Annotated in this window: 14 protein-coding genes; 5 read left to right on the forward strand and 9 right to left on the reverse strand. The window is 69.8% G+C overall.

All coding sequences use genetic code 11. The features are described from left to right. The first annotated feature begins 208 nt into the window (after positions 1-208). Positions 209-2,746, forward strand: coding sequence for a glycosyltransferase family 4 protein (locus D456_RS0111360; RefSeq protein WP_017576305.1), 2,538 nt, complete (start codon positions 209-211; stop codon positions 2,744-2,746). Positions 2,747-2,883: 137 nt separating this feature from the next. Here the strand turns inward: D456_RS0111360 and D456_RS0111365 are convergent, their stop codons facing one another. The 3 genes from D456_RS0111365 to gabT form a co-directional block, all read right to left on the reverse strand. Further along, positions 2,884-4,248, reverse strand: a complete 1,365-nt coding sequence (locus tag D456_RS0111365; protein ID WP_017576306.1) for a type III PLP-dependent enzyme domain-containing protein — start codon at positions 4,246-4,248, stop codon at positions 2,884-2,886. Between the two features lie 151 nt (positions 4,249-4,399). Then, positions 4,400-5,797 (reverse strand): NAD-dependent succinate-semialdehyde dehydrogenase, encoded by a 1,398-nt coding sequence (locus D456_RS0111370; RefSeq protein ID WP_017576307.1) that lies wholly within the window; start codon positions 5,795-5,797, stop codon positions 4,400-4,402. A gap of 27 nt (positions 5,798-5,824) precedes the next feature. Continuing rightward, complete coding sequence (gene gabT / locus D456_RS0111375; protein WP_017576308.1) at positions 5,825-7,144, reverse strand: 4-aminobutyrate--2-oxoglutarate transaminase; 1,320 nt, start codon at positions 7,142-7,144, stop codon at positions 5,825-5,827. Positions 7,145-7,244: 100 nt separating this feature from the next. Here gabT and D456_RS0111380 point away from each other — a divergent pair, with 100 nt between their 5' ends. After that, positions 7,245-8,204 (forward strand): LysR family transcriptional regulator, encoded by a 960-nt coding sequence (locus tag D456_RS0111380; protein WP_017576309.1) that lies wholly within the window; start codon positions 7,245-7,247, stop codon positions 8,202-8,204. Positions 8,205-8,401: 197 nt separating this feature from the next. Here the strand turns inward: D456_RS0111380 and D456_RS25030 are convergent, their stop codons facing one another. Beyond that, positions 8,402-9,397, reverse strand: coding sequence for a hypothetical protein (locus tag D456_RS25030; protein ID WP_152442541.1), 996 nt, complete (start codon positions 9,395-9,397; stop codon positions 8,402-8,404). A gap of 219 nt (positions 9,398-9,616) precedes the next feature. Here D456_RS25030 and D456_RS0111390 point away from each other — a divergent pair, with 219 nt between their 5' ends. From D456_RS0111390 to D456_RS0111400, 3 genes are all read left to right on the forward strand, one after another. Beyond that, positions 9,617-10,663: a pilus assembly protein TadG-related protein gene (locus D456_RS0111390; RefSeq protein WP_017576310.1), complete on the forward strand. Its 1,047-nt coding sequence runs from the start codon at positions 9,617-9,619 to the stop codon at positions 10,661-10,663. Between the two features lie 144 nt (positions 10,664-10,807). After that, positions 10,808-11,680: a hypothetical protein gene (locus D456_RS0111395; RefSeq protein ID WP_017576311.1), complete on the forward strand. Its 873-nt coding sequence runs from the start codon at positions 10,808-10,810 to the stop codon at positions 11,678-11,680. Positions 11,681-12,436: 756 nt separating this feature from the next. Further along, positions 12,437-13,252 carry a hypothetical protein gene (locus D456_RS0111400; protein WP_230479928.1) on the forward strand — a complete coding sequence of 272 codons (816 nt, stop codon included), beginning with the start codon at positions 12,437-12,439 and terminating at the stop codon, positions 13,250-13,252. A 28-nt stretch (positions 13,253-13,280) separates the two neighbouring features. Here the strand turns inward: D456_RS0111400 and D456_RS0111405 are convergent, their stop codons facing one another. The 5 genes from D456_RS0111405 to D456_RS0111425 form a co-directional block, all read right to left on the reverse strand. Continuing rightward, entirely contained in the window at positions 13,281-14,345 is a 1,065-nt protein-coding gene (locus D456_RS0111405; protein WP_017576313.1) for a pectate lyase family protein, read from the reverse strand. 232 nt (positions 14,346-14,577) lie between these two features. After that, complete coding sequence (locus tag D456_RS0111410) at positions 14,578-16,296, reverse strand: ABC transporter family substrate-binding protein (RefSeq protein ID WP_017576314.1); 1,719 nt, start codon at positions 16,294-16,296, stop codon at positions 14,578-14,580. 74 nt (positions 16,297-16,370) lie between these two features. After that, the gene (locus D456_RS0111415; RefSeq protein ID WP_017576315.1) at positions 16,371-18,575 is read right to left on the reverse strand and encodes a dipeptide ABC transporter ATP-binding protein; all 2,205 of its coding nucleotides are present in this window, start codon (positions 18,573-18,575) and stop codon (positions 16,371-16,373) included. Between the two features lie 16 nt (positions 18,576-18,591). After that, positions 18,592-19,509 (reverse strand): ABC transporter permease, encoded by a 918-nt coding sequence (locus D456_RS0111420; RefSeq protein ID WP_017576316.1) that lies wholly within the window; start codon positions 19,507-19,509, stop codon positions 18,592-18,594. Between the two features lie 79 nt (positions 19,510-19,588). Further along, complete coding sequence (locus D456_RS0111425) at positions 19,589-20,569, reverse strand: ABC transporter permease (protein ID WP_017576317.1); 981 nt, start codon at positions 20,567-20,569, stop codon at positions 19,589-19,591. Between the last annotated feature and the right edge of the window lie 298 nt (positions 20,570-20,867).

Below are 20,867 nucleotides of genomic sequence, written 5' to 3' on the forward strand. Positions count from 1 at the left end.
AAATCTTTGTCCAGAACTTCACAATCAGCCCGCGCTGACCTGGAGAACACCCCTAACCTGAGGCCGTCCCGCACCCTTCTTCCGCCACGGATCCGCATATCAGAGGCGCACACGAGGCACACCGGACACATCGCGCCACATGCGGACAACAAGGGGCTCGAACAGGGCGCGGGATCGTCATTTCCAGACTTCACACTTCGGGGGCAGGGTGAAGATCGCCTACCTGATCAATGACATGTACGGCATCGGGGGCACAGTACGCACCGTCGCCAACCAGACGGCCGCGCTGTCGAGCCGCCACGAGGTCGAGATCGTCTCGGTCTTCCGGCACCGCGACGAACCGGTACTGCCCGTACCGCCGGGCGTGCGCCTACGGTGGCTCGTCGACACCCGCGACAAGGAGCACGTATCCACCGGTGAGGGGGGCCGTCCCCTCCACGAGAACGACCCCCGCGCCGGGCAGCCCCCGGAGCTCTTCCCCGTCGAGGACGGCCGGGGGGAGCAACACAGCCGCCTGACCGACGACCGCCTCGCCGAGTTCCTCACCACCACCGACGCCGACGTCGTGGTCGGTACCCGCCCCGGACTCAACGTCATCATCGCGCGTGTGGGTCCGGCCCGCCTGGTCAAGGTCGGTCAGGAACACCTCACCTTCGAGCAGCACCAGGAACCGCTGCGCCGGGTCATGGCCGGCACCTACAGGGACCTGGACGCCTTCGTCACCGTCACCGAGGCCGACGCACGCACCTACTCCGTGCGTATGCCGCTGCCCGGGGTACGGCTGGTGGCCATCCCCAACTCCGTCCCCCGCCCGGCCTTCACCACCGACGGCACCAACACCCGCACCATCGTCTCGGCCGGGCGGCTGGCGCCCAGCAAACGGCACGACCTGCTCGTGGACGCCTTCTCCCAGGTCGCCGACGAACACCCCGATTGGACCCTGCGCATCTACGGGCGCGGCAGCCAACGCGGCCGCCTCGCCAGACAGGTGCGCGAGCTGGGCATGCAGGACCGCATCTGGCTCATGGGCGCCCACCCGCGCGTGGAGGAGGCCTGGGCGCAGGGCGCGTTCGCCGCGGTGACCTCCAGTGAGGAACCCTTCGGCATGACCATCGTCGAAGCGATGCGTTCGGGACTGCCCGTGGTGAGCACCGACTGCCCCCACGGGCCCTCCAGCATCATCAAGGATCAGCAGGACGGACTGCTCGTGCCCAACCGGTCGGCCTCGGGGATCGCCAGGGGCCTGTCCGAACTCATGGGCAACGATCCTCTGCGCCGCCGGATGGCCTCGGCCGCGCTCAACGACTCCGAACGCTTCGACCCCTCACGCGTGGTGCGCCTGCACGAGCAGCTCTTCGACGAGCTGCGCCTGGACAAGGCCCAGTCCGGGCTGATCCACCTGAACTCCACCCAGGTCCCGGCCGCACGGCTCGCGGCCGACGACAGCATCGCCATGGACGAGGACCTGCCCGGAGACCCCGTCCCCGGCCCGATCACGGGTACCGGGACAGAGGGTTTCCGTGCGCCCGCGCCGCGCATGGAGCAGCCCTCCTCCTGCCTGGTGGAGGCCACCGGCGACGGGCTGACCACGCTCACCTTCACCGAGCCGCCCGACAGCATGGTGCTGTCCATGCCGGGTGAGCGCTACACCCACGTACCCGACGAGAGGGGGCGCGTGGTCATCGACCCCTCGGTCGGGCACCTGACTGCGCGGGCCTGGGACGTGATGCGTGTCGACGGGGAACGGTCCACGGCAGTGGAGGACGTGCAGATCCACCAGTACGGGTATCCGCTGCGGCCGGAGGACACCCCGGAGTTGGCGTTGGCGATCCCCACGCGCAGCGCGAAGGGGCGGCTGCAGCTGCACGTACGGCGGGCCGCCCACCACGCCGAGGTCGAACACGTGGAGGTGCAGGACGGGCTCATCACGGTCCAGGGCCACCTGCTCGGCCGCACGACACCCGACCCTCGCGCGCGGTTGACGGTACGGCTGCGGTCGGCGTCCAAGGTGATGCGGGAGTTCTCCGCCCCGGTGGCGCCCGACGGGAAGTTCACCGCGGTCGTGGACCCGTCCGTCGTGGTGCGCGGTGGACAGGGCGAGTCGGAACGCTGGGAGCTGCGCCTGGTCCTGTCCGACGGGAGCGAGGCCACGGTCGGGCGGCACCTGCCGGGCGTGGTGGGTTACAAACACATCATCGAGTACCCGTCGGTGGAGGTGAGCCCGAACCAGGCGTACGGGTCCCAGGTACAGCCCTACTACACGGTCAACGACCGGTTGGCGCTGATGACCTCCCCGCTGCCTCCGACACTGGGGGTGCAGGCCACCGACGTGCGGCCGCGGCACGAAGGACAGTTGCAGATGGAGGTGCTGCTGGACAAGGTACTGCCCGAGGGCGCCGAATGCGCGGTGGAGATCGTGCGCGGGGTGGGGGCCGGGCAACGGTTCCCGCTGCACGTGACCCCCGCACGGGGGGCGGATCCGACGCGGCTGCAGGGGGTGTTGAAGCGCCTCGGGTTGGACGGGGGAACCTCCGCCCGGTCCTCGTGGCAGCTGCGGTTCCTGGTGGGCCCGCCCGGTGCGCTGGACCGGGTGCCCGCGAGCACGGTCCCCGGACGCACCCACCGGCGTTGGCACCACGGCGGCCACGTGCGGTCGGCGACGGTGGTTCCGATGGACTCGGGGGACGTACGTGTGACCGTCGCGGACGTGCACGTCGTCGACGCCCTGCGGCGGCGGGTGTTCTGACGGGTGGTACCAGGGCTGGCCCGGGTCCGTGGGGCGTCTGCTGCGCAGGCGCCCCACGTGTGTCCGGAGCACGCACTACACACGCCCCGGCGAGCACCGCCCGCCTCCACCGGCCCATCCGTCCCCCGCCCGCGGCCTCAGTCGAGCGATGCCGCCCGCCCGCCCCCGGACTCAGCGAGGATCTCCTCGACCGACTGCGCACGCCGGATGCCCTCCCACCGCACACCGCCGTCGGCGGGGTCCACCCCGTATCCCCGCACTCCGGGGCGCGGTAGGGCGTTGTAGGCGAACGGCGTGGAGAAGTAGTACGCCCCGGTGTCGTGCACGGCGACCAGGTCCCCGGGTTCGGCGGCGGGCAGTTCCACGTCCTCGGTGAGCAGGTCCCCGGAGAAACAGCACGGTCCGGCCACGTCCGAGCGCAGCCCGGCCCCCTCCGACCCGTCCCCCTCCTGCGCGGATCCGGCGGCCTTGAGCTTTCCATCGGGCGTGTGGAGGCTGACCCGCAGCGGCCAGGATTCGGGGGCGAACGCGGTCCGGGTCGCCACCTGCGCACCCGCGTGCGTGATGACGACCTGCCTGCCGCCGATGTGCTTGACGTACTCCACCCGCGCCACGATCGTGCCGGCCTTGGCCAGCAGGGAACGCCCGAATTCGGTCGTGAGGGAGTAACGGCCGTCGAAGAGCCCCGGCACCATCTGCTCGATCGCCGCCCGGTACTCCCGGAAGGTCGGCGTGGTCTCGTCGGAGGCGAAGTTGACCGGGAGCCCTCCCCCGATGTCGAGCCGGTCGATCCGGCGGTGGCCGAGGCGTGCGTTGATCTCCTCAGCCAACTCGTACACGGCCGCGATCCCGGCCGCGATCTGCTTCAGTTCCATCCCCTGGGATCCGGAGTGCACGTGGAGCTGGTTGAGCCAGGGGCGCGCGGCGTAGGCCTCGAACAGCATCCGCCTGGTGCCGGGGTCGGCCAGGCCCACGCCGAACTTCGAGGTGTGCGAGGCGGTGCTCATCGCCTCGATGCTGCCGGCGCCGGTCTGGGGATTGATACGGAACCCGATGCCGGGCGCGGGGCGCGCGGGATCGTGGTCCACGTCCTGGCGCAGCCGGTCGATCCGCTGGAGTTCCTGGACGTTGTCGATGTTGAGGTCGGCGCCGAGTTCGAGGGCGCGGCGTAGTTCGGTGCGGGTCTTGGCCGGGGAGTCGAAGACGATGCGGGAGGGGTCGAACCCGGCCTCCAGCGCCATGGCGAGCTCGCCGGGGCTGGCCACTTCGCACCCCATCCCGGCCTCGGCGAACCAGCCGAGCACCGGGACCAGGGTCGCGGCCTTGGCGGCCACCGTGTGCAGTCTGCGCCCCGGGCCGTCGAAGGCGTCCTCGAGTTCGCGGACACGGTCGCGGACCGCCTGCCGGTCCAGGACACCGATGAGCGGGTGGTCGTCGTTGTCGAAGACCCCTTCCGCGGCCAGGGCTTCGAGGGCGTGTGCCCGGCGTTCGACGGACTCCATGCCTGCGTACCTCCTCGGTTCGCGTTCACGCCCGCGCACCGCAGCGGACGATCCCCGAGGGTAATGGTGCGATCCGGACAGCGGGCAGGGCGGGGGAGTCCGCCGGAGAGCAAAACCGGCGGATCCGCCCCCGTCCCGTCACCTCGGGGAACTAGGTGTGCGCGACGGAGAAGTAGGTGGGTTCCAGGTACTCCTCCAGGCCGAGCTCAGCGCCTTCCCGGCCCAGACCGCTCTGCTTGACCCCGCCGAAGGGTGCACTGGGGTCGGAGACGAGCCCGCGGTTGATGCCGACCATCCCGGCCTCCAGCCGGCCGCCGATACGCATCGCGGCATCGGCCGACCCCGCGTAGACGTAGGCCGCCAGCCCGTACTCGGTCGCGTTGGCCTGCTCGATCAGCTCGTCCTCGTCCTCCCAGACCAGGACCGGCGCGACCGGGCCGAAGATCTCCTCGCGCACGATCGCGGCGTCGTGGGACACCCCGGTCAGCACGGTGGGCGCGACGAAGGAACGCGGCAGCTCCGAGGGGACCGTGGCGTGGTGGGCCACCCGGGCCCCGCCGGCGACGGCGTCCTCGACGAGGGAACGGATCCCGTCTGCGGCGCCGGCGGAGATCACCGGTCCGATCTGCGCGCCCTGGTCACCGTGGCCCACCTTCAGGGCCTCCACCGCCTTGCCGAAGCGCTCCACGAAGGTGTCGGCGACCCGGCGGTGCACGTAGAACCGGTTGGCCGCCGTGCAGGCCTGCCCGGAGTTGCGGAACTTGGCGACCATCGCGCCCTGCACCGCCGCGTCGACGTCGGCGTCCTCGGCGACCACGAACGGGGCGTTGCCGCCCAGCTCCATGGAGGTGTTGAGGACCCGGTCGGCGCACTGGGACAGCAGCGTGCGCCCCACCCCGGTCGAACCGGTGAAGGACAGCTTGCGCACACGCGGGTCGGAGAGCCAGGCCGAGACCACCGGCGCGGCCGAGGTCGTGGGCACCACGTGCACCGCGCCCTCGGGCACCCCGGCCTCCAGCAGGATCTCCCCGATCGCCAGCGCCGTCAGCGGGGTCTCGGCTGCGGGTTTGAGTACGGCGGTGCACCCGGCGGCCAGGGCGGGGGCGATCTTGCGGGTGGCCATCGCCGCGGGGAAGTTCCACGGCGTGACCAGTGCCGCGACACCGACCGGGGCGCGTGTGACGATGTTGTGCACCCCGCCGGCGGGGGCCGTGCCGAAGCTGCCCGGGATGCGGACCGCTTCCTCCGCGTACCAGCGGAAGAACTCTGCGGCGTAGCCCACCTCGGCCTCGGCGTCGGCCCTGGACTTGCCGTTCTCGGAGACGATGAGGGCGGCGAGGCGGTCCTTGGCGGCGATCATGCCCCGGTGGGCGGCGCTCAGCACCTCCGAGCGGTGGCGCGGCGGGGTCGCCGACCATGCCGCGAAGGCGTCGTGGGCCTCGGCGACCGCCTTCAGTGCGGCGTCGGGGCCGTGGTCGGGGGCCGTGCCCACCACGGCGCCGGTGGCGGGGTCGGTCACCTCGAAGCGGGTGTCGGCTGAAGGTTCCATGTTCGTCCTCCTGTGGGTCGGTCGGGCTCAGGAACGCCGCAAGGCGTCGGTGATGATCTGCAGGCCCTCACGGAGCAGGTCGTCGCCGATGCTCAGCGGCGGCAGGAGGCGAATCACGTTGCCCCAGGTACCGCAGGTCAGCGTGATGACCCCGGCCTCGCGGGCCTGCTGGGCCACCCGGGCGGTGAGGGCGGCGTCGGGCTCGCCGGTGGCGGGGTCGGTGAGCTCGATCGCGAGCATGGCACCGCGTCCCCGGACCTCGGCGATGCGGGGATCCTGTTCACGCACGCGCGAGAGGTGGTCGGTGGCGATCTTCTCGACCTGGGCGGCCCGCTCGAGCAGGCCCTCCTCCACGATCGTGTCCAGCGCAGCCAGGGCGGCGGCGCAGGCGATGGGGTTGCCCCCGTAGGTGCCGCCGAGACCGCCGGCGTGGGGTGCGTCCATGACCTCGGCGCGTCCGGTGACGGCCGAGAGCGGCAGCCCCCCGGCGATCCCCTTCGCGGTGATGACGATGTCGGGCTCGATGCCCTCGTGTTCGGAGGCGAACCAGTCTCCGGTGCGGGCGAAGCCGGTCTGGACCTCGTCGGCGATGAAGAGCACCCCGTTGTCACGGCACCAGCGCACGATCTCGGGCAGGAACCCGGGTGCGGGGACGATGAAGCCGCCCTCGCCCTGGATCGGTTCCATGACGACGGCGGCCAGGTTCTGTGCCCCGATCTGCTTGTCGAGCTGGTCGATGGTGCGCGCGGCCGCCTGGGCGCCGTCGAGTCCGTCGTGCAGCGGGTAGGAGCCCGGGACCCGGTAGAGCTCGGAGGCGAAGGGGCCGAAACCGTGCTTGTAGGGCATGGTCTTGGCGGTCAGGCCCATGGTGAGCGTGGTGCGCCCGTGGTAGGCGTGGTCGAACGCGGCCACCGCCTGCCGGCCTGTGTGGGCGCGGGCGACCTTCACGGCGTTCTCCACGGCCTCGGCGCCGGAGTTGAACAGTGCCGTCTTGGCGGGACCGGGCACGGGCACCAGCTCGGCGAGGCGCTCGGCGACCTCCAGGTAGTGCTCGTAGGGCGTGACCATGAAGCACGAGTGGGTGAACTCCTCGACCTGGGCGCGCACCGCTTCGGCCACGCGCGGCTCGGAGGCCCCGACGGTGGTCACCGCGATGCCGGAGGCGAAGTCGATGAGGCGGTTGCCGTCGACGTCCTCGACGATGCCGCCGCCGGCCCGATGGGCGAAGGTCGGCATCACGGCGGAGACACCGCGCGGGACGGAGGCGTCGCGGCGGTCGGCGAGCGCCTGTGCGCGCGGCCCGGGGAAAGCGTCCCCGAGGTGTCGGGACTGGTCGATCTCGGCCATGGGAGCCCCCTGAAGGTGTGTCGTGGGTTCGCCTTCATCGTCCGCACGGATGCCTATGCTGTCCAATGCCTGTTTCTTTGATGGAGTATGCTCACCAGGCATGGAAATCCGCCTGTTGCGTTACTTCGTCACCGTCGCCGACGAGGGCACGGTCTCGGCTGCCGCCGAGCGCCTGCACATGACCCAGCCGGCACTGTCCCGGCAGGTCAAGCAGCTGGAGAAGGCGATCGGAGTCCGGTTGTTCCAACGTTCGGGGGCGCGGCTGAGACTGACCAACGCGGGCGAGGAGTTCCTCGGCGAGGCGCGTGACCTGCTGCGCCGGTTCGACCAGGCCGAACGGCTCGCCGCCCATCTGTCGGCCGGGCACCTGACATCGGTGTCCTTCGGCGCTCCGAGCACCACGCTGGTCGACATCGTGGCCCCCTTCATCGCCGGCTTCGCCCCCGACGACCCCGAACCGAGCGTGACCAGCATCGACATCGATCCGGACCTGCCGGACCTGATGTCCAGGATCGACATCGCCATCACCACGCAGCCGCCCTCGCCGGGGTTTCCAACGCTGACCCTGGCACGGCTGCCGGTGTGGGCGTACGTGCGCGGGGACCGTCCGCACGCGGAAGCGGAGAGCATCGAGGTCGGCGCTCTGGTGGAGGAGAACCTGGTGCTGCCGACCCCGGACTTCGCCGCGCGGCGTCTGCTGGACCACACCGTGCGGGGCCTGGGCAGGCACTACGGGGCCGTGGTGGAGACCTTCAACGGCGAGATCGCCCAGGCCCTGGCGGCAGCGGGGCGGGGCGTGGCCGTGGTCACCGACGACAGCCGGTTCGGCCTCCGGCCCCGGCGGATCACCGACGGCGGGCGGTGCCTGGAGGTGGCCCTGCACGCGGTGTGGGCCCACGACCACCACGCGCCGGCGGCTCTGGAGGCCTTGGCGCGGCGGCTGCAGGACTTCTGCCGACAACGGTACGGGCCGACGCTGGACGGGGGCGGGGCCGCCGTTGCGCCCCCCGGGGCCGGCTCCTGTGCCGGGGAGGGCGGCCTGCGCCGGTCGGTGCTTTGACCGGCTCCGGCCCCGATGGCGCGGGCGCGCCGACGCACCGCCGGGTCCGTTCGGTCCGCTCGGTCCAGCGTTCCCGTCCTGGACAAGAGGCCCCGGAAAAACGGGGCCCTTTGCTGCACATTCGCCCCATAGCCCCCATGAGCGCCACAAAAGTCAGCAAGGACGAAAATGGGCGAAAAGCATCCATGCCGGGAGCCTCACGCCTGCGCCTTGACGAGCCGCTGCGCCTCGCTCAACCGGTCCAACAACCAGTCCGGGATGTGGTCGGAACTGCGCGGGAAACGCTGCACGTCCCACAGGTAACACCGGGGATCGGGGACCGGGTCGAACTCGGGCGGGTTCTTCTGGTCGAACTCCAGCCCGATCTCCCCCGACTCCGCGATCCGGAACCTCGCACGGAACCACGTGCCCTTGCCCTGCTGGTACATGCCGGTGCGCAAGGTGCACAGGAGCCGGTCGGCCTCGGCCGGCAACCACTCCTGCTGCGTCCCGGCCTCGTCCCAGTCCACGAACACGCGGGTGTCCGTCGCCCCCAGGACCTCCTTGTGGTCGATGACGATGCCGGTCCAGGCGCCCTTGGAGCGCAGGGCGTCGAAGGTGCGGTCGACGATCTCCTGCACGAGGTCCATCATCACCTCGGGGGTGATCCCGCCCGGGGACACATCGGTCCCGCGCAACTGGGCGGGATCGGTGTGCGCAGCCCACTCGCGGGGGCGGTCCTCCACGTGTTCGGGCAGGGGCGCGGTGCGTTCCTCTGCTGCGCCCATGAGTTTGAGCTGGAGCCAGTCCGGGCGGTGGTCGACCCCGCGCGGGAAACACACGTGGTCGAGCGCGAAGCTGTGGTCGGGGCGTACCTCACCGAAGTGGGGTTCCTCGTCGTAGTTGTAGCGCACCGAGTACCGGCCGGGGCGGTCGACCTCCAGGTGGGCGGTGTACCAAGTTCCCTGCCCCTCCTGGTACATGCCGCGCCGCAGGTCGCTCATGGCCTCGGGGGCGGCGGACGGTGGCAGCCAGTGTTCGGTGCGCCCGTCGGAGAACATGGCCTCCAGCCGCACCGCCGCGAAGTCGACCAGCCCCGTGTAGACCAGCCGGAGTTTGACCCAGTCGGCCGGGGCCGACGCGAGCAGCTCGCCCGATACGCGGCGGAGGAGTTCGTCCTGCTCGACAGGGGACATCGCCTTTCGGGCACTCATGGGATCGCTTTCTAGTCGCACCGAAAATCCGACGGGCGTTCTCAGGCCGCACGCCCAGCAATACTATTTGCCCTCGGTGGTGGGGTTCGGGACCTTCCACAGAATGTCCTGCGCTCCCCTCGTGTTTTGTCCACAGCCCACTACCGAACCTCCACACGGAGGGATATCCTGCGCGGTGCGGCCACTCTCCTCACGTTCCCCCACTCTTCAGGATCCAGCATGGGACGATTCCGCGACGACCAGGGACAAGCCAGTGTCCTGTTGCTCTTCGGCCTCACCCTCGCACTGCTCGCCCTCACCGTGCTCTTCGTGCGTGTGGGCGGGGCCAACGACCTGCGTTCCCAGGCCCAGACCGCAGCGGACTCCGCAGCACTGGCCGCCGCGAGCGCGCTCCAGGACGAGGCCGCCCAGGACCTCGCGAACGGGATCTTCCCCATGCCGGTCTACGAGGAGGACGCCGCCACCGAGCGCGCCGAGGACTACGCCCGCGCCAACGACGCCGTCCTCACCGACATCCGGGCCAGCGACAACACCATGGGACGCAACGGCAACATCATCCGTGTCGAGGTGCGCGGGGCCCTGTGCCAGAAGGAACTGGAGGAGGGCGCCGGCGGCCAGGGCTGGAACGACGTGGTCTGCGACGGCGAGGAGGAGGACGTCGACACCATCGCCGGCAACGCCTCGGCGATCGCCATCGTGCATCCGCCCAACGAGTGCGACCGCGACGGCCCGGACCTGAACTGCGGTGGTTCGGCCATCGACGACGTCTCCGGGGCCCGGGGGCTCGTCGACGTCAACCTCGTCGACGAGGAGGGCGAGTACACCTTCGACCCGGGCTCGGTCGTCTTCGCGAGCGGGGTCACGACCTCCTGCGGGTCCCTGGGCGTGATCCCCGAAGCGTGTGCCACCCACGAGATCATCAACGAGGAGTTCCCCGACTTCTACTTGTCCGCGGGCGGTTTCCGCGCGGAGCAGGGCAGCGACCACGGCCACGGCCAGGCGATCGACTACATGGTGGCGCCACTGGGCGGTAAGCCGACCGGCCGGATGCACCAGACCGCGCTGACCGTCGTCAACTGGGCCATCGAGAACCACCAGGAGCTCGGGGTCAAGGGACTGATCTACAACCGGGAGATCTGGAACCCCGCGAAAGATCCCAGCGGCACCTTCCCCGGCACGGGCCGACCGCACGGTGTCAACGCGGGCAACACCGAAGGGCACGTGGACCACATCCACCTGGCCATCGGACCACCGCCCATGCGCTGACCTCCCACTGCAACAAGGCCTCTCAACCATGCAGAGGGCCCAACCCCACACATGGCTGGGCCCGGGCATGCCTTGCGTCCATGGTTGTCCACAGGCACAGAATTCGGCCTTGTGGCCGACTCGGGCCATGCCGAACCTGGGTCCATGAGCGTCGATACGAACCCTCCCGCCCGCTTGCCCCACCATGACGCGCTGCTGGCCTGTGCCACGGCGTTGCTGCCGCAGCTGCACCCGGCGGTCGTCCTGGCCGAGCGTTCGGCCGCTTACCTGTGGGGTGTGGACGCTTTTCCCAGGGCCGGGAGCATGGCCGGGCAGGTGCAGCACGTGTGCTTGCCCCCTCAGGCGCGCGGTCGGGCGCAGTCCTCGGTGCGTGTACATCGCGCCCGGTTGGTGCCGCAGGAACGCGCCGAGACGGAGGGCATACCGCTGACGGCGCCGATGCGCACGGCGGTCGACTGCGCGGTGAACGCGCGCTCGTTGTACCTGGCGACGGGGCTGGTGGACCGTTTCTTGGCGGCGGGGCTGGTGAGCGCCGACGAGCTGGCGAGCCAGGTGGAACGACCATGGTCGCGGCCGGCACAGGCGCGGTTGGAGCGTGTGCTGGCGTTGGCATCACCGGAGAGCCAGTCACAGCCGGAGAGCTGGGCTCGCGTGCTGTTCTGTGAGGCAGGGCTGCCTCCGCCCTTGCCGCAATGCCGGGTGCGCACACAGCTGGGGGTGCTGCACTCCGACCTGGGGTGGCCGAGACAGGCCACAGCGGTGGAGTTCGACAGCGTGCGCCACCACAGCACACTCGTGCAGCGCCGTCGGGACGCGGTGCGGTGGCGGGCGATGAGGGCGGCGGGATGGGTGGTGGTGTCGGTGAATCTGCACGATCTGGGACCGGGCGCGCGGGCGCTGGTTCAGCGGATGCGCGTGTTGTTGCAGGAGCGCGGGTGGTCGTGCACCCCGGTGGAGGCGGAGCGCATCGACCGGTCCTTGTGGCGGTTGCGCAGGCACGCGCCCGTGTCGCAGTGATGCTCGCGCGGGTGCGCACGGACGGGGGCGCTGGGGTTCTGGAGTACGTGGCGGTGGTGGTGCTGGTGGCCGCGTTGACGGTGGCGTTGGCGGCGGGGATCTCGTGGGACCGGCTCTCGCACGGGGCGGGTGCGGCGGTGGACCGGGCCCTGAGCCGTGAGGGGGGACCCTTGCCGGTTCCGGCGCCGGAGGGCGAGTGGACCTTGGACCCGGCGGAAGCGGCCGATGCGGTGCTCCGGTGCCTGGACGGGGTGTGGGTGCCGGACCCGGTCTCGCGGGTGGACTGCGCGCTGGCGCTGCTCGGGCTGTTGGACGCCCCGGTACTGGAGCGGACGGTGTTGCTCCTGGAGGCGGAGGAGTTGCACGAGTTGTTCACCAGCGGGCGGTTCAGTGCCTCGACGGTGGCGCGCCGGGTGGTGCGTACGGTGTGGGAGCACTCCTCCGAGCGGGTGTGGGAACGCCTGGTGCGCACGAGCACGTTCGCGTTCCTGCGTCCGGTGTTGGAGGACCCGCGTGCGCAGTACGCGCTGCGCTTCGTCCGGACCGGTTCCCGATACGTACGCCCCGTCCTCGAACGGAACACGGTGACGCTGCGTCATACCACGCGTACGCACCATGCCCGCGCGAGGTCTCCGGCCCCGTCGGGCGCAGACCGTCAGAATCGAGCCCCAGGACGTGTCGCCGTCGCCTTCCCCCCTTCCCGGCACAGATACCGGACCCGCCCGTCCACAGCGGCACAGACCCCATTGGTTGACCGTGACCGCGGCGGCGGTGCTGTGCCCGGCGGTCGTGGTGGCCGGGTGGTCGGCCGGGCACCTGGTCGCGCACGACCCGGCGGAGGAGGCCCCGCGCCGGCAGGACGTTCGTCCGCTGCCGGCCGCCCCGCCGGTGGAGGCGACCGCACCGGAGGATGCCGCAGGCTTCGTGCGCTCGGCCGCTGTGCGGGTGGATACGGCACGGCGGTCGGAGGTGAGTTTCTTCGCGCACGGAGCGGACACGGACGCGCCGGCGGAACCGGCTTCCCCCTCGGGGAGGGCCCCCGATCCGGGGCACGGGTACGCCGTCTTCGACGCCGCTTCGGATCCGCAGTTCGTGCGCGCTTTCACCACGTTCGGCGGCACGCAGGTCTTCCGTCACGGGTGGGACGGAGAACGCTGCCTGACGGTCACGGGCCCGGGCACACCGCAGCCGACAGCGGTCGAGTCCCCTTCCGTCGCCGACGGGTACCTGTGCACACGCGACTTCACCTCGGCGAAGCTGTGGGAGATCCTGGCTTCGTCGACGGATCTGGAGTACACGGGCGAGGAGGCCACCGAGCTGGTGCCGCTGAACGGGCAGGGCGGCGCCGACCGCGCCCCCGAAGGTCCGGAGCGGGTGACCGCGCACCGGTACACGGGTACTTTCACCACACTCATCGGCGGCTACGCCCCCGAGTCGGGGGCCACCGTGCTCACACCGGTGAAGGGGTCCGAGTTCGAGTTGTGGATCGACGGTGAGGGGATCCCCCGCCGTCTGGTCCACGAGGGCGGCGCGGGGACCGGGGAGACCTACGACTACCGCCGGGTCTCCTGAGGTGTGGTCACCATCGCCCGAGCGCCTCTCAGCCGGGGACGCCGGCGCCGTCGCCGACCAGGTCGGGGATCTCGGTGGCGGGGTCGAGCTCGTAGGTGTAGGGGGGATCGGGGACCTCTCCGCGCAGCTCCGGTTGCGGGGTGTCCACGAGCAGGTTGTCGCGTGCCACGGCGTTGCCGGGCTCCTCCTCGGCGGGGCGCACCGACAGTTCGGTGTCCTGGAAGTAGTTGCCTTCCACGAGCACGTTCGATTCGTGGGCTGATTCCACCCCGTAGTCGTTGTTGGAGTGGAAGTAGTTGTTGAACACGTGCACGTGTTCGGCGTTGCTGGCGCGGGGGTGGTCCCCGGAGGTGCCGTCGAAGTGGTTGTGGTGCACGGTCACGTGCAGCGCGCCGGGCTCGTCGTCGGCGCCGCCGATGGTCAGGGCCGAGGAGGCCTCCTGGAAGCGGTTCCAGGACACGGTGACGTGGTCGGCGCCGTCGGCCACTTCGAGCAGTGCGCCGTCGCCGCCTCCGGTGAAGGTGGAGTGGGCCACCCGGACGTTGCGGGCTCCGTCCCGCACGGCCACGGCGGTGTCGCCGGAGTCGAAGGCCAGACCGGTCAGGACCACGTTGTCGGCGTCCTCGACGACCAGGCGCCCGCCGGTGAGTTCGGTGCCTTCCCCGGACCCGACCAGGGTGGTGTCGGAGGGCACCTGGACGTCGCCGCCGAGGTCGATCTCGCCGTCCAGTTCGACGACGAGGGGGCCGTCGGCCTCCAGGTGGCCGGTGAGCTCGTCGGCGTCGGCGGCGGTCACGGGGGCGTCCTGCCCGCCGCCGGTCCCGGCCCGGTTCTCGGGCGCCCCGCTCGGTTCGTCCTCCTCGTCCCCGTCGTCCTCCGGAACCTCTGTGGCCCAGCCGACGGGGGGCTCGGTCCCTCCCTCGTGGGGTGGAACGGACTCGTCGGCCCGGTTCTGTTCGGAAGAGGTGTCGGACTCGGGACCGAGGGTCGGGTCGGAGGGCTCGGGGGAGGCCTCCTGCTGCTGCGAGCAGGCGACGAGGGCGGCGCACAGCAGGGCGACCGGGCCCTGCAGGAGGAGCGAGTGCAGTCTCATCGAGTACTTTCCGGCGAGGGAGGGCGGGGGTGAGGCGGCCCTCGAGGGGGCGTTATGCCCTTGATTGTTGCATCTTCCGGACCTGTCCTGTTCCGGGAGACCCTACGCAGCAGGCGATACCGCACTACGAAGGGGCGCCGCACCCCGGAGGGGATGCGGCGCCCCGGAGAGCACCTGTCAGTACCGGCCACCCGCGCTCAGGAACAGAGCGGGGCGGAGCCGGACCACACTGCTACTCGTCGGCTGCCCAACCGATGTCCTCGTAGACGTAGTCGGTGGCCAGGCCGTACTCACCGAAGTTGTGCAGGTTCTCGTCCATGACCCAGAAGCCGGGACGCTCGAACATCGGGATGGTCAGGACCTCCTCCCACAGCAGGGTGTCGATCTCGTTGACGATCTCGGTGTAGCGCTCGTCGTCGGTCGTCTCGGCGAGCTCGTCGAACTTCTCGTTGATCTCGGGCGTGGAGTGGCGGCTGGTGTTGTTGCCCCAGTCCTCGCCGTCCTCGTCGAGCGGCCCGCCGAAGTTGCCCTTGGTGTCGGCGTTGAAGGGGTGTTCACCAACGGTCACGAACGCGGCCAGCTCGTAGTTGCCGGGGATGATGTACTCGCTGAACAGGGCGTTGGAGGGCACAGGTTGGACCTCGACCTCGATGCCGACCTCGGCGAGCATCTGCTGGGCCATCTCGCCCTCGTCCTGGGCCAGGTCCAGGCCCTCGGAGACCACGTAGTTCAGGGTCAGGGTGTCGCCGTCCTCGTTGGTGCGGAACTCGTCCCCGTCCTCGAGGGTCCAGCCGGCCTCGTCCAGCAGCTCCTGGGCACGCTCGGTGTCGACCTCGCCCAGGTCTCCGCTGTTGTCCTGGAAGCCGTTCTGGCTGGAGCGCAGGAGGCGGTTGACCTGACCGGTGATCGGCCAGTTGACCGCACCGAGGGCGACCTCGGCCATGACCTCGCGGTCGATGGTCATCGCCACGGCGTGGCGCACCCGCTTGTCCTCCAGGCGGGGGCTGGAGCCGTTGAGGCTCATGAACCGGTGGCCGTGGTTGACGGCCTGGGTGAAGTAGGCCCCGTTGCCCTCCTGGTCCTTCAGGCGCTCGTAGGCGGCGGCGTCGTAGCCCAGGTAGAAGGCGTCGATCTCGCCGTTGTCGAAGGCACCGGCCTGGGCGCTGCTGTCCATGGCGTCGAAGATGATGCGGTCGAGCTTGGCCTCGTCACCCCACCAGTCCTCGTTCCTCTCGACGGTGATGCGCTCGGCGACCTCGTCGAACTCGGCGTTTCCGAACGGACCGGCGGTGACGGGCAGGTCGCCGAAGTAGCCTTCCGCGAACTTCTCCTCGTCCTCCATGTACTCGGCCGGGTAGAGCTCGTTGAAGAACGTCTGCCACTCACCGAAGGGCTCCTCCATCCGGAGGGTGAACGAGTACTCGTCCTCGCCCTTCTCGACGGAGTCGATGCGCTCGTAGCCCACGGTGGTGCCGAGCTCGAATTCGTCGTCGCGGTGACCCCCGCGAGTCATGGCGTTGGCCTCGTAGTCCTTCCAGGTGATGGGCTCACCGTTGGACCACTCGGCTTCCGGGTTGAGCTCGTAGGAGACCTCGAGGCCGTCGTCGCTGACCCCGTAGTCGAGAACGTACTCCTCGCGGGGCTCGTAGCCGCCCTTTTCGTCGTAGCGCGTGGCACTGGGCATGGTCGCCGCGACCACCCGGCGCACGTCACCCTTGTTGCCCTGCACGTGGGCCATGTTGTGCTGGTCCTCGTACTCGCTGAGGGCCCAGACGAAGTCGCCGCCGTCCTGCAGGTCGTCGCGGTCGGCCGGGTTGAGGTCCTCGGCGGCCAGTTCGGCGGCCGCCTCCTGGCCTCCGCCCTGGTCATCGTCCTCGGAGGAACCGCAGGCGCTGGCCACGAGGACCAGTGCCGCGGCGGGAGCGAGGTAACGCCACTTCCCGATACGCATGGGGGTTTTCCTTCCACGGGTGTTTCGTCCGGCGCGCGGGGTGGCGCCGGCTCTGCCAGTTCGGGCCTCGGAGGTCATCGGTCCCCTTCCTGCCGGTCAGCGAAGTGGCAGGCAGCTCCTTGGTCCCCACCGTTGGTGGGCAGGATCTGCGGCTCGATGTTCGTGCACTGCTCCTGGTCCTGCGCCGAGAGCGTGGCGAACTTCTGGCACCTCGTACGGAACCTGCAGCCCGAGGGCGGGTTCGCGGGGCTGGGCAGGTCACCGTCCAAGACAATGTGGGCGCGCCCGCGCTCCTTCTCCGGGTCGGGGACCGGGATGGCCGAGAGCAGCGCCTGGGTGTAGGGGTGCGAGGGGCGGTTGTAGATGGATTCGGTGTCACCGATCTCCACGATCCGTCCCAGGTACATGACTGCGACCCGGTCGGCGATGTGCCGGACCACCGACAGGTCGTGTGCCACGAACAGGTAGGCCAGGCCGAGCTCGGCCTGGAGTTCCTCGAGCAGGTTGATGACGCCGGCCTGGATGGACACGTCCAGGGCGGAGACGGGCTCGTCCAGCACGAGGAGTTGCGGTTCCAGGGCCAGGGCGCGGGCGATGCCGATGCGCTGGCGCTGGCCGCCGGAGAACTCGGCGGGAAAGCGCGTGACGTGCTCGGTGTCGAGTCCGACGAGGTCGACGAGCTCGTACACACGCTTGGTGATCCGGTCCTGTGGCACCTTGTGGGTGGCCAGGGGCTCGGCGATGATGTCGAAGACCGTCATGCGCGGGTCCAGGGAGCTCATGGGGTCCTGGAAGACGATCTGCATGTCCTTGCGCAGGGCGAACCGGTCGGCCTTGGACAGGGTGGACACGTCGCGGCCCATGACCTCCACCGACCCGCGCTGGGGTTTGTCCAGGCCCATGATCTCCATGAGCGTGGAGGACTTGCCGCACCCGGATTCTCCGACCAGCGCCAGGGTCTCGCCCTCGCGGATGTCGAAGTCGAGGCCGTCGACGGCGTAGACGGTGCCGACGCGGCGTTTGAGCACGGCGCCCTTCATCAGGGGGTGGTGCTTGATGAGGTCGCGTACGCGCAGCATGTCGCCGCGCTGCTCGCGGTCGGAGGAGTACCCCTCGAACTCGGCGATGTCGGGCACCGGGTAGATGTCCTGGGCGGTCCAGGCGTTGCTGTCGATCTCCCCGGAGCGGATGCAGGCCACACGGCGCTCACCGGTGTCCTGGACCTGGGCGGGTGCGTGCCCGGCCTCCTCGGACGTGGCCCGGATGGTCTCGGCGGAGGGCTGTTCACCCACCGGTAGGAGCTCGGGTTCGGCCATCTCGCACTCGGGCCGGGCGATGGGGCAGCGCGGCGCGAACGGGCAGCCGGGCGGCAGGTCGGTCAGGGAGGGCGGGTTGCCCTTGATGGGCACCAGAGCGCCCTGCCGTTCCAGGTCCATGCGGGGCACGGCGCCCAGCAGACCCATGGTGTAGGGCATGCGGCTGCCGTAGTAGATCTCGTCCACGGAGCCCATCTCCACGGGCCGGCCCGCGTACATCACCAGGATGCGGTCGACGAAACCGGCGACGACACCGAGGTCGTGGGTGATCATGACGATAGCGGCGCCGGTCTCGCGCTGGGCGGCGCGCAGCAGCTCGAGGATCTGCGCCTGGATGGTCACGTCCAGGGCGGTGGTGGGTTCGTCGCAGATGATGACGTCGGGGTTGTTGGCCATGGCCATGGCGATCATGACGCGCTGGCGCATGCCCCCGGAGAACTCGTGGGGGAAGGAGCGGTAGCGGTGCTCGGGGTTGGGGATGCCCACGAGTTCCAGGAGCTCGATGGCCCGCTCGCGTGCCCGGGCCTTGGGGACCTTCTTGTCGTGTGTGGTGACGGCCTCGGCGAGCTGGTCACCGACGGTGTAGACGGGGGTCAGTCCGGAGAGCGGGTCCTGGAAGACCATGGAGATGACCTTGCCGCGCTTGCGGGCCATGGTCCTGTCGTCCAGGCCGAGGATCTCCTCGCCGTGCAGGCGCACCGATCCGGTGATGGTCGCGTGTTCGGGCAGCAGGCCCATGGCGGCCATGGAGGAGACCGACTTGCCGGAGCCGGACTCGCCGACGATCCCCAGGACCTCGCCCCGGTGGACCCGGTAGCTGACGCCGCGCACCGCGGTGACGTCGGGGTTGCTGTTGAACCCGCGGAAGGTCACGCGCAGGTCGGTGACCTCCAGGACGGGGGTCTTGCCCGTCTCTTCGGCGCCGGGTGCGGGGTGGGTGCCCTCGATGGTGTCGATGCTCATTGGTGTGCTGCCTTCACTAGCGGCGGGACTTCGTGGTCGGGTCGAGGGCGTCTCGGAGCCCGTCCCCGATCATGTTGACTGCGAGCACCAGCAGCACCAGCAGCACCGTGGGGAAGAGGAACATCCACGGGGCGGTGGTGGCGAAATCGGCGCCGTCGGCGATGACGATGCCCAGGCTGATGTCGGGCGGCTGCACACCGAGGCCGAAGTAGCTCAGCGCGGTCTCCCCGATGATCGCGGTGCTGACCATGATGGTGGCGTCCGCGATGAGCAGGGAGGACATGTTCGGCAGGATGTGGCGCAGGATGATCGTGCGCGGGGGTACGCCCATGAAGCGGGCGGCGTGGATGTATTCGCGTTCACGTAGCGAGATGGTCATGCCCCGCACCATCTTGGAGGTGACCATCCAGCTCAGACCGCCCAGGAGCACGACCAGGATCAACCAGCCGCTCGAGCCCATGAAGTGCTGGGACAGGATCGCCAGGATCACGAAGCTGGGCAGGACCAGGGCCAGGTCGGCGACCCACATGAGGGCCCTGTCGGTGAGCCCGCCGAAGTAGCCGGCGAAGGCCCCCACGAGGGCGGCCACCACGGTGGAGATCAGCGCGACGAGCAGACCGATGAGCAGGGACTTCTGCAGACCGGCGGTGGCCTGGGTGAAGATGTCCTGGCCGGTGCGGTTGGTACCGAACCAGTGCTCGGGTGTGGGGGCCTGGAGCATGTTGAGGTAGTCGCGTTCACTGACATCCCAAGCACTGATGAGGGGCCCGAGGAAGGCCACCAGGGCCAGGACGGCGAGCATCACCAGCCCGATGATGACGCGGCGGGTACCGATCAGCTGCTGCAGGATGTCCTTGGAACGGCTGGGAGCGGGCGGCACGGCCGGTGCCTGGCCCTCCGTGTTCTGAGGGGTGGTGTCGGTGCTCGTACTCATGCCGTGGTCTCCAACGGTGCGGCCGCGGTGGGGCGCGGACGGTGCGGGGCGGGGGCGTGGTGGCGGGGGCCGGTCCTCATCACACCCTCACCCTCGGGTCGAGCCAGGCGTAGAGGATGTCGGAGAGCAGGGAGGCCACCATGATCGTGACCGCCATGAAGCAGGAGACCGCCGTGACCACGTGCACGTCCTGCCGTGCGATGGAGTCGATGAGCCAGGCGCCCATGCCCTGCCAGGCGTAGATCTTCTCGGTGAAGGTCGCGCCGGAGACCAGCATCCCGAAGGTGAAGGTGAAGTAGGTGATGGTGGGGATCATCGCGGTGCGCAGGGCGTGCTTGAACAGGGCCTTGCGCCGGGTGAGCCCCTTGGCCATGGCGGTGCGCACGAAGTCCGAGCCGAGCACGTCCAGCATCATGTTGCGCTGGTAGCGGGCGAAGGTGGCGAACAGGGCCAGGGCGAGCACCAGTGTCGGCAGGATCGCGTGGTAGACGCGGTTGACCAGCATCTCCCACCAATCGCCTTCGAAGCCTGCCGTGTACTCGCCCGAATATCGGAAGAACTGGATGCCGAGCATGTCGTTGACGGCCACGGCGGCGACCTGGATGACGATCGCGATGACGACCGTCGGGATCGACAGGACGAAGAAGGAGGCGCCGGTGGCGGCCTTGTCGAAGGCGCGGTACTGGCGGATGGCGGCGTAGGCACCGATGGCGATGCCCATGACGCTGCCCAGGAGGGTGGCCACGACGATCAGGCGCAGGGTGACCCCGGCCTTCATCATCATCTGGTCGGAGACGCTGCCGCCCTGGATGGTCTGGCCGAAGTCACCGGTGAACACACCGCTCATCCAGGTGACGTAGCGCTGGGCCAGCGGGGTCTGGTCGTTGAGGTTGAGCTTGTCGAGCTGCGCGTCGACCAGCGCGGGTTCGGGCGGGGGCTGCATCTGCTCGAAGTAGTCGCGCGGCGAGAGGTTCGTCGCGGCGAGTACATAGGCGAAACTCGTCGCGAGGAAGATCAACACGACGTAGTTCAACAGCCGTCTGGCCAGGAACTTGCCCAAAACTATCTCCGAACCTCACAGCCGAGCCCGGCGCTTGTCTGCGTTGTGGTCGGTCACGCAACAGGGGAGCCCGGGAGCCTGGACCGTGAGCCGACCGGAGGGTCTCCGTTAAGCTCCTGCGATCCTGCGACCACCGGCGGGGATTACTCCCGGTGACTGCCGATTCACACTTTCCACCGGAGCACGATCAGTGACCGGAATGTCATGATTCTGCGGGGCCACTAGACACCTGACGGTAACCAGCACATCAAGAAAAGACAACGGTACTGATTTAGGCACACCAGGGCTGGCAATTTGT

Source organism: Nocardiopsis kunsanensis DSM 44524 (assembly GCF_000340965.1).
Classification (GTDB): Bacteria; Actinomycetota; Actinomycetes; order Streptosporangiales; family Streptosporangiaceae; genus Nocardiopsis; species Nocardiopsis kunsanensis.

Excerpts from the sequence above, each read along its gene's own strand:
- D456_RS0111420 (WP_017576316.1), bottom strand. The coding sequence starts at position 19,509 with ATGAGTACGAGCACCGACACCACCCCTCAGAACACGGAGGGCCAGGCA.
- D456_RS0111415 (WP_017576315.1), bottom strand. The coding sequence starts at position 18,575 with ATGAGCATCGACACCATCGAGGGCACCCACCCCGCACCCGGCGCCGAA.
- D456_RS0111395 (WP_017576311.1), top strand. The coding sequence starts at position 10,808 with ATGAGCGTCGATACGAACCCTCCCGCCCGCTTGCCCCACCATGACGCG.
- gabT (WP_017576308.1), bottom strand. The coding sequence starts at position 7,144 with ATGGCCGAGATCGACCAGTCCCGACACCTCGGGGACGCTTTCCCCGGG.
- D456_RS25030 (WP_152442541.1), bottom strand. The coding sequence starts at position 9,397 with ATGAGTGCCCGAAAGGCGATGTCCCCTGTCGAGCAGGACGAACTCCTC.
- D456_RS0111365 (WP_017576306.1), bottom strand. The coding sequence starts at position 4,248 with ATGGAGTCCGTCGAACGCCGGGCACACGCCCTCGAAGCCCTGGCCGCG.
- D456_RS0111410 (WP_017576314.1), bottom strand. The coding sequence starts at position 16,296 with ATGCGTATCGGGAAGTGGCGTTACCTCGCTCCCGCCGCGGCACTGGTC.
- D456_RS0111405 (WP_017576313.1), bottom strand. The coding sequence starts at position 14,345 with ATGAGACTGCACTCGCTCCTCCTGCAGGGCCCGGTCGCCCTGCTGTGC.
- D456_RS0111390 (WP_017576310.1), top strand. The coding sequence starts at position 9,617 with ATGGGACGATTCCGCGACGACCAGGGACAAGCCAGTGTCCTGTTGCTC.
- D456_RS0111380 (WP_017576309.1), top strand. The coding sequence starts at position 7,245 with ATGGAAATCCGCCTGTTGCGTTACTTCGTCACCGTCGCCGACGAGGGC.
- D456_RS0111370 (WP_017576307.1), bottom strand. The coding sequence starts at position 5,797 with ATGGAACCTTCAGCCGACACCCGCTTCGAGGTGACCGACCCCGCCACC.